This window comes from Thermococcus sp., assembly GCF_027066465.1.
Taxonomy (GTDB): Archaea; Methanobacteriota_B; Thermococci; order Thermococcales; family Thermococcaceae; genus Thermococcus.
The window spans coordinates 1-7,066 of the sequence record NZ_JAMONU010000164.1 but is presented as its reverse complement, the minus strand read 5'-3'; the positions used below and the strand labels follow the sequence as shown (position 1 = coordinate 7,066).

Below are 7,066 nucleotides of genomic sequence, written 5' to 3'. Positions count from 1 at the left end.
TTGGTTCCCTGCTACGACGTCAGAACTTGGAGGGACGTTAGAACCGCCGTTGACCGCTCGATACTCCACACAAAGTGGGTGAACGAGAACCTGAACGGACGGAACGATGAGGTAAGGCTTCTCAAGCGCTTCCTGAAGGGCATCAACGCATATGGAAGCGAGATTTACGTTAGGGGCTTTTCCGGCTATTTGGCCGAAATCCTCGTCATCAAGTACGGCTCCTTCCTCGACGTGGTCGAGAGGACGGACTTCATACTGAGACAGAAGATAATAGACCCAGCGGACTGGCTGAGGAAAGAACCGGAAATCGCGCTCAGGACAGTGAAGAGGGAAACCGAGGAGGACAGACCGCTGATAGTGATAGACCCCGTCGACCCGAGGCGGAACGTTTCGGCCAACCTGAGCTGGGAGAAGTACGGGCGCTTCTACTTCAAGAGCATGGAGTTCCTCGAGAATCCCTCGGTCAGGTTCTTCTTCCCACAGAAGAAACTCAAGGGGAGCTACCTCGACGAGCTGAGGAAGAGGGGAACAGCCCTTGTGACGCTCCTAATCGATGTCCCCGATATGGTGGACGACATCTTATTACCCCAGCTGGAGAGGAGCGCGAGGGGCTTCGAGAAGGCCCTTGAGAGGGAAGGCTTCCGCGTTCTCGGTTGGGACGTCGGGAGAAAGAGCAAGGCCTTCATAATGCTCGAACTCGACAGGGAAAAAAGGGAGCGGGTGAAGATTAAGCCTGGCCCGGAGTTCTTCACCGAGAGGGGACGGAACTTCTACCTGAAGAACGAGAAGGTCTGGGTCATTGGAAAGAGGCTCTACTCCGAGAAGACCGTCCGTGAGAGTGTTGTGGATGTTATCCTTGAACTCCTTGAGAAGAACCAGGTGGCTTTAGGAAAGGGCATGAGGGAGGCCGTGAGAAAAGCCGATGTCCTGCTAAACTACGTCCCCAAGGAGCTGGAGGAGGAGGCCTATCTCTTCCTGAGCAGAGAGAAGTGGAATCTCAAGGAGTAGGAGCAGGAACCCCTTTCTGCCAGCAACCTTCTTCAGCCGCTCAAGCACCTCCATGAGTTCGAAGTACTTCCTGCCATCGAAACCCCTGGAAAGGTAATCTACCAGCCTCGACTCCCTTAAACCGACTGGTTTTCTGGCCTTCATTGAAACCACCGGTTATAAGTTTAGGATAGGCAAAAATATAAGCCTATCCATGCTGGCAGTAATCCGGGTTCTCCCAGAGACCGTGCCTTTCGCCGGGAATGTGGCCCGTGTCAGCAACGGCCCACTCGAGGTTGTAACCTTCAATGATGACCCTCAGCTCTCCAGACAGGTCGCGCTTTCCAACGTAAAGGGAAGCCCTTGTCACGACGTTGTAGCCGCTCGTTGGAACATCGGGTTTCAGAGCTCTGAGCCAAGCCTCTTCACTCGTCTCCCAGCCCTCGATTGAGGGCATAGCGGAGAGGTTCCAGAGAGGGTAGAGGTTCTCAAAGTTGAGGAGCTTTAGATATGCCCCGATGAAAAGGCCCTGGATTTCCCTCCCGTCAAAATACTTCATCAGCTCAATCAGAGCCTTCACCATTACCGAGACGTTGGAGAAGGCAACGCGGGTGTCGATGTTCTCCCAGAAGCGCGGGCATGAGTGGTTCGCTAACAGCATCAGGTAGTAGGTCCTGCCGAGAGGTAGGGCGTCCCTATCGCCGTTGACAGGTTCGAGAACGTAGTTGAGCGACGTGCTCAGACCAAAGTAGTCGTAGTAATCCCTGAAGAAGACCCTCGCGTACCTTACCAGGAACTCCTCTGGGTCGGCGTTAAGTTCTTTAAGGCCCTTTATGACGCCGAGCCGTACCGCCCTGTTAAGCTCCTCAAAGAGCCTCGTAAATGCAACCTTCCAGAGCTGGGAGATTTTTCTTCCGCTTATTTCCCTCGCGAAGACCCTTCCATCGGCCCTCCGGTAGCCAAGCCAGCGCGAATCGCTCGTCTTGCCATCGAGGCTTAAATCAAAGTAATCGCTCCAGCTGGAGTAATCTTTGACGGGCATCTCAAAGGAGCACTCACCTTCCAACCGCTTGAACTCACCGGAGAGCTTCTTCCAGACGAAGGAAGGCGCCGAAATCCGTTCAACACCTTTTTCCTCAAGGCCAGTCATCCATGCAACGAAGCGTTCGAGCTGTGCCGGATTGCCGAGCAGGCTCTCGAGGTCGCTCGCGGTGAAGACCAGGTAGGGAACGCCGAGATTCTCCTTGTAATCGTCCCTCCGAGAGAGGGTCTCGCTCACCAGGCCGGGAACGTCGAGGGTGTTGAAGGCAAAGGCGTCGCTCAGGCCCCACTCGCGGCCGAAGACGAAGGAGTTAGAGTAGCGGTTGCACGAGTACTTCGCCTGCGGAAAGTCGTAGAGGAGCCCTCTCTCATCGAGCAGAAAGACGAGCTTCCTATCGGTAAGGGATTCAATGAGCTGAACGGTCTCTCTCGTTATTACAGCCTCCGGGAGCCAGTAGCCGATTACAGGCTTACCGCCAACCAGCGGGGAGTAGAAGTCAAAGGAAACCCTTGCGAGAATTCTCTGCTCAAACTCGTCGAGATGGGGCATTATCGGATGGAATGGAACCGTCGGAACGGCGTCGAGGTTCTTAAGGAGCTCAACGGCATCTTCAAAGACATTCCTCCTGTACTTAAGGAGCATGAGGAACGTGAAGGGTTCGATATCGACGCTGACTTCCTTGAGCCTTGAGAGAACATCGGAAATCCTCTCATAGGAGTAGAGCATCGCCCGCGTCCAGTTCTCGCCCCTAACCTCCTCATCACCGATTCTAATCGCGACCGGGCTTTTCCGCTCCTCATATTCTATCGGGCCGGAGCCGTCGCCGTTTTTAACGTAAACTATGTCGCCCGGCTGGTAGGCGTGAAAGTGGTGGGCGTACTTCATGAACATGGTCTCACCGTGAGTGATACGTCTCCAACCCTTATCGCCTTTTCCTACCCACATCTGCCCGACAGGTTAATAAACCTGTCCAGCAAAGCACAGATGGTGGGAGAATGAAGAGGCTCTTGAGGGAACTTCTCGGTGAAGATTTAGCCAACTACCTCGAACTTTTAAGGGCGAAGCTGGCCTTTGCGGAGGAGCTTTACGGCGTCAAGATGAACTACGTTCCCCTCGTTACGGAGGATGAGATTGTCGTCCTAGACAAGAGGGATGGACTGATAAAATGGCTGAGAACTAAGAGACCTCTCACCGAGGACGAACTCCGAAAGCTGTCCGGCAAAATTCGCGAGAGCCTCGAGAGCGGCTACGTTGAAACGCTCCTGACGATGAACATGTCATGCATCAACGTGCCGGGGGAGTAGCTTTTTAAATTCCGTTTTTAACTCGGCTCGATGAAGAGGGCCGAGCTCATACTTCTCACGATAACGGCAATGTGGGGCTTCACCTTTCCGGCGATGAAGGTCAGTCTGGACTACCTTCCGCCGATTCTCTTCTTAGCTTACCGCTTCGGCATCGCGTCTCTCCTAATGCTAATCCTCTTCCGCTCAAAGGTCCTCAGAAATGACACCCTGTGGGAGGGCTTCCTTCTCGGGCTTACACTATTCTTTGGCCACGGCTTCCAGATTGTGGGCCTTGAGTACACCACCGCGTCGAACTCTGCCTTTATAACGTCTCTCTACGTCGTTTTCACGCCCTTCATAGCCTACTTCCTCCTGGGGGAGAGGGTAAAAGCGAGAGACGTTCTGTCGCTTGCCATCGCCCTCACAGGACTGTACCTCATCTCCGGGGCAAGCTCGAGCATCGGCTACGGCGACTTTCTAACGGCCCTCTGCGCGGTTAGCTTTGCATTCCAGATAGTCCTCGTCCAGCGCTTTGGCGAGAAGGACTACCTCAGCCTGGCCTTCTGGCAGATTTTCTGGAACTTCGTCTTTTCCTTAATCTTCGCGCTGGCGGTCGAGCCCAAGGTTTTTCCAAGGGAGTTGCTCCCCTGGCTCGGACTGCTCTACACGGCCCTCTTTGGAACGGTTGTGGCTTTCACCCTTCAGGTCAAGTACCAGAAGTACACGACGGCTTACAAGGCGGCGCTCATATACTCCATGGAGCCAATATTCGGCTCCCTGTCGGCTTTTATTCTGCTCGGTGAGAGGTTCACGGGGAGGGCGCTCCTCGGGGCGGGCCTGATAATGGCGAGCGTCTGGAACGAAATCAGGAAAAATTAACGAAAGGTTAATAAAATTTGAAAGCCATTCTTAGTTGGAGGTGGTGGTTATGGTGCACGAGTACATTAGGAGCAAAACCAAGGAGTTCTCAAAGGAGGAAAAGGAGAGGCGCTACAAGTACCTCGGGAAAGAAGTTATAGACGTTGGAGACCCTGGACTCGACAGCATCCCCGAGTTCTACGGCATAGCGAACGCCATCTGGCGCGACTGGAAGAACGGGGAGATAAGCACGAGGACGGCCCTCGGAAGGCTCGCGCTTCTCAAACTGCTCACCTACAAGAGCAAAAACAAGAAGATTCAGGACATCCCGGAGGAGGAGCTTGAGGAGGTCAGAAAGTTCATAGACTACGTGATACAGGTCATCAAGAACGAGAGCAAGAGAAAGGGCGAGCCCGAGGAGGAGAGGCAGGTCGAGGAGAAGACTTCATCGTAAGGCCTCTCTTACAAATTCTCCCGCCCTCAGGATTTTAACTTTTCTTTCATCAAAACGATAAGTTTTGGTAGCTTCATCCCTAATCCGGACGATGTGTTTCGTGTTTTCTGAGATAATATAATCCACTTTCTTGGCGTAGGCCACGTCAAAGAACTTAGCGTCGTTCGGGTCCCTCAGGTTCTTTAGGAACTCAGGGTCATCGGAGAACTTTCGCCGAGGACGAACCATGATGCTCTTGTTCAGTACAAGGGTGAGTATATAGTCAGCAACGTTTGGCCTTCCAACTTCGTCGCCAATTACAAGTAATTTCTCCTGCATTTCTTCAGCTATTTCCTTTGAAATGAAATTCGTAATCTCACCAGTCCTCAGCGCTTTAAGAACCCTCCATGCCGGAGAACGTTTCGGATTTTTAGTTTTCAATGCGCTAATCAGAACCGAGGTGTCCAAAACAACCCTGATTTTATCCGCCATCTCAAACAACCCCTAATTCTCTCAGCTTCACCTCGATGCGCTTGAACTTCCTAAAACTCCTCTCGCCAATCCCTATCAACGTTTCAAGGCTCTGCTCTACTGGTTCAGAGTTCTCTAATTCTTTCTCTATTTCCTTCTCCCAAAGCTCCAGCTCTTCATCACTAATCCTCTTAGCTTTCTCTTCAAGTTCCCTCATGCGCTGCCGCATCTCAAAAAACCACACTATATCCTCCGGACTCTCATGAATCTTTCTCGCGAGCTGAACAATCCATTCGCTAACTGAGCGTCTGGCTTTCTCATTGGTCTTCAACATCATCTCAATAGCGCTCACATCAGATGCCATGCCTCTCCCCATCAACTATTTATGAAGGGAGCTATAAAACCATACCGTTGGCAATGTTTGCCCGTGAGTTCCGCAAAAGCTTAAAATTCTCACCGACCTAACCTTAACCGCCCTCCCCTCTCACGCCTCCGGGAGAAGTGACCGGGGGACGGTCGGGGAGGGCACAGCCTCATTTTCTTCCGAAGAACAACTCCGGATTCATCCTCGGTATCATCGCCATTAAGACTGCAATCTCGTTGAGCTCAGTTCTCGTGAGCAATCCTCTACTCAGAATGCCTATCGCGCCGACCTTCCTCTTGAGTTCAAGGTCTTTGACGAGCTCGCCCATCGCCACGCCTGCCTCAACGCCCTCTTTAAGGATTCTCTCGATTACAACCGGCGGATACTCGAAGCCGGGGCCGTGGCCTATCGTTATCCTGCCGTCGGGACTAACGATTGCACAGACCTGGACGTCGAGGTAGCCGGTCAGCGTTCCTGGGAAGGGATAAATTCCAGCCTCAATTCCGACGCCGAGGTCAGCGTTGGTCTTCTCTAAGGCCATCTTCGCCCTGTTTATAGCGCCCCTCACTATCTCCTCGATTCCAATCGGCTGGTCGGGAACGCCGCTGTCAACCTCGACCCCTATGACATCAACGTCGCCGTAAATCCTCCGCATCACGTTCTCAACGGCCTTAACCTTCGTCGGATTGGTAGAGCCGACCGCGATTCTCATGCCACCACCGAAAAAACTCGGCAGAAAACCTTATAAGCTAACTTCCCAACTCTGCCCGAGGCTTATGAGGGGGGAGTGTTTTATCCTTCGCTCCGCCCGTTTCGAGGCTTGAGCCCTCTTCTGGGTTAGCCTTAACTATCACTTCTGGAGGGTTCTGGGATGATTAAGGAGCCGGAGCTCAAAGAGTACAACCCGGACAGACTGGAGGAGAAAATAGAAGCCTTTTGGGAGGAGAACGACACCTACGAGAAGGTCAAGGCCAGCAGGGCGAACGGCCCGAAGTACTACTTCCTCGACGGACCGCCATACGTGAGCGGTGCAATACACCTCGGAACGGCCTGGAACAAGATAATCAAGGACATGATAATCCGCTTCAGGACTATGCAGGGCTACAACGTTCGCAGACAGCCGGGCTTCGACATGCACGGCCTGCCGATAGAGGTCAAGGTCGAGCAGGCCCTCGGGCTCAAAACCAAGAAAGACATCGAAACTAAAATAGGCGTTGAGAACTTCATCAAGAAGTGTAAGGAGTTCGCCCTCAACAACCTGAAGATAATGACCGAGCAGTTCAAGATGCTCGGAATCTGGATGGACTGGGACAGTCCATACATGACGATAAAGAACGAGTACATCGAATCGGGCTGGTTCACCCTGAAGAAAGCCTGGGAGAAGGGGCTTTTGGAGAAGGACAAAAGGGTTTTGCACTGGTGCCCCCGCTGTGAAACCGCTCTTGCCGAGCACGAGGTTCGCGGCGAGTATAAGCTCAGGAAGGACCCGAGCATCTACGTCAAGTTCCCGGTCGAGGGCAGGGAGAACGAGTACCTCCTCATCTGGACCACCACACCCTGGACGCTCCCGGCCAACTTAGCGGTTACCGTTCACCCCGAGTACGACTACGCGAGGGTCAGGGTCGAGA

General features: G+C 53.1%; 10 protein-coding genes. 5 read left to right on the top strand and 5 right to left on the bottom strand.

Annotation, left to right across the window (positions count from 1 at the left end; all coding sequences use genetic code 11):
* On the top strand, positions 1 to 1,008 hold a 1,008-nt coding region (gene cca / locus MVK46_RS08040; RefSeq protein WP_297536160.1), incomplete at its 5' end, for a CCA tRNA nucleotidyltransferase.
* Here cca and MVK46_RS08035 read toward each other — a convergent pair.
* Together MVK46_RS08035 and MVK46_RS08030 are read right to left on the bottom strand one after the other, a co-directional pair.
* Positions 931 to 1,152, bottom strand: a complete 222-nt coding sequence (locus tag MVK46_RS08035) for a hypothetical protein (RefSeq protein WP_297536159.1) — start codon at positions 1,150 to 1,152, stop codon at positions 931 to 933. The genes cca and MVK46_RS08035 overlap by 78 nt on opposite strands.
* A 43-nt stretch (positions 1,153 to 1,195) precedes the next feature.
* Complete coding sequence (locus MVK46_RS08030; RefSeq protein ID WP_297536158.1) at positions 1,196 to 2,920, bottom strand: glycoside hydrolase; 1,725 nt, start codon at positions 2,918 to 2,920, stop codon at positions 1,196 to 1,198.
* Between the two features lie 104 nt (positions 2,921 to 3,024).
* Here MVK46_RS08030 and MVK46_RS08025 point away from each other — a divergent pair, with 104 nt between their 5' ends.
* Genes MVK46_RS08025 through MVK46_RS08015 form a run of 3 tightly spaced genes read left to right on the top strand, consistent with a single transcriptional unit; the run spans position 3,025 to position 4,624 of the window.
* Positions 3,025 to 3,333, top strand: a complete 309-nt coding sequence (locus MVK46_RS08025; RefSeq protein WP_297536157.1) for a hypothetical protein — start codon at positions 3,025 to 3,027, stop codon at positions 3,331 to 3,333.
* 30 nt (positions 3,334 to 3,363) lie between these two features.
* A complete protein-coding gene (locus MVK46_RS08020) occupies positions 3,364 to 4,191 on the top strand; it encodes a DMT family transporter (RefSeq protein WP_297536156.1) in 828 nt (275 codons plus the stop codon).
* Positions 4,192 to 4,240: 49 nt separating this feature from the next.
* Positions 4,241 to 4,624, top strand: a complete 384-nt coding sequence (locus MVK46_RS08015; protein ID WP_297536161.1) for a hypothetical protein — start codon at positions 4,241 to 4,243, stop codon at positions 4,622 to 4,624.
* Here the strand turns inward: MVK46_RS08015 and MVK46_RS08010 are convergent.
* From MVK46_RS08010 to yjjX, 3 genes are all read right to left on the bottom strand, one after another.
* A complete protein-coding gene (locus MVK46_RS08010) occupies positions 4,616 to 5,095 on the bottom strand; it encodes a putative toxin-antitoxin system toxin component, PIN family (RefSeq protein ID WP_297536155.1) in 480 nt (159 codons plus the stop codon). The two genes, MVK46_RS08015 and MVK46_RS08010, sit on opposite strands and share 9 nt — an antisense overlap.
* A gap of 1 nt (position 5,096) precedes the next feature.
* Entirely contained in the window at positions 5,097 to 5,450 is a 354-nt protein-coding gene (locus MVK46_RS08005; RefSeq protein ID WP_297536154.1) for a hypothetical protein, read from the bottom strand.
* 157 nt (positions 5,451 to 5,607) lie between these two features.
* Entirely contained in the window at positions 5,608 to 6,150 is a 543-nt protein-coding gene (gene yjjX / locus MVK46_RS08000; RefSeq protein WP_297536153.1) for an inosine/xanthosine triphosphatase, read from the bottom strand.
* Positions 6,151 to 6,309: 159 nt separating this feature from the next.
* Between yjjX and MVK46_RS07995 the strand changes: the two genes are divergently transcribed.
* A partial coding sequence (locus tag MVK46_RS07995) for a class I tRNA ligase family protein (protein ID WP_297536152.1) occupies positions 6,310 to 7,066 on the top strand: 757 nt, incomplete at its 3' end.